Annotated in this window: 2 protein-coding genes; both read left to right on the forward strand. The window is 72.1% G+C overall.

What is annotated here, in order from left to right; all coding sequences use genetic code 11:
- On the forward strand, positions 1–392 hold a 392-nt coding region (locus ACI2LP_RS34475; protein ID WP_404728479.1), incomplete at its 5' end, for an MFS transporter.
- Positions 393–509: 117 nt separating this feature from the next.
- Positions 510–1,007: HAD family hydrolase (locus tag ACI2LP_RS34480; protein ID WP_404728480.1), on the forward strand; the 498-nt coding region annotated here is incomplete at its 3' end.

Here is a 1,007-nt window from a genome sequence, read left to right on the forward strand (position 1 = left end):
CCCTCCACACGGCGCACACCGCCCTGCCGATCACCCCCGCCGACCACCCCGTCCACGAGTCTGCCGCAACCTCCCTGCTGCTGTGCCTCTCCATAACTCCCTCGGCCGCCGCCCCGGCGGCGGTGTTCTGGGTGTACATCGCGGAGATCTACCCCTCCGAGGCCCGGGGCGCGTTGATGAGCCTGGCGACGGCGGCCCACTGGGCGGCGGACTTCGTGGTGGCCACGACGTTCCTCCCGCTGGTCCAGCACCTGTCGCTGGCCGGGACGTTCGCGCTGTACGCCGCCATCACCGGGGCGTCGGCGCTGGCGCTGGCCCGGCACATGCCCGAGACACGCGGTAAGCCACTGATGGCCGCCGCGCGGCCGACGCCCGCCTGCCTCACGGAGTGACCGCGCGGTGACCGCGGACCGATCGCGGACCCTCGGCCCGCGCGTCCAGGTCCGTCCGTCGCGGATACCGGCACGGACCCTGACCGAATACACCCACCCCCAGACCAAAAGGCACGCATGCACCCCGATCTCGCCCCCCGCCACGCCAGTTGTCTGCTCTTCGACTGGGACGGCACCCTGGTCGACAGCCAGTACGCCAACTACCGGGCCATGGCGGCCGTCCTTTCCCCCGAGGGTGTGGACCTCGAACAGGAGTGGTTCGACGCGCGCACGGGACTCTCGTCGGCGGAGATGATCCGCACCCTGGTCGGCGAGCGCTCCCTGCGGCTCTCCCGCCCCGTGGAGGACCTCGTCGCCGACCGCGACAGGATGTTCCTCGAAGAGGCCCACACCGTACGACCGCACCCGGAGGTGCTCCGGGTCGTCGAAGCCATGCGCGGCCGGGTCCCCATGGCGGTGGCGTCCGGCGGAGCGCGCCACGTCATCGAGGAGACCCTGCGCCACCAGCCGTTCCGCGACCACTTCGACACCCTGGTGACCCGTGACGACGTCGACCGCGGAAAGCCCGCACCCGACATCTTCCTGCGCGCGGCCGAGCTGCTCGGGGCCCACCCC

It is taken from the genome of Streptomyces sp. NPDC019890 (genome assembly GCF_044903445.1).
Classification (GTDB): domain Bacteria; phylum Actinomycetota; class Actinomycetes; order Streptomycetales; family Streptomycetaceae; genus Streptomyces.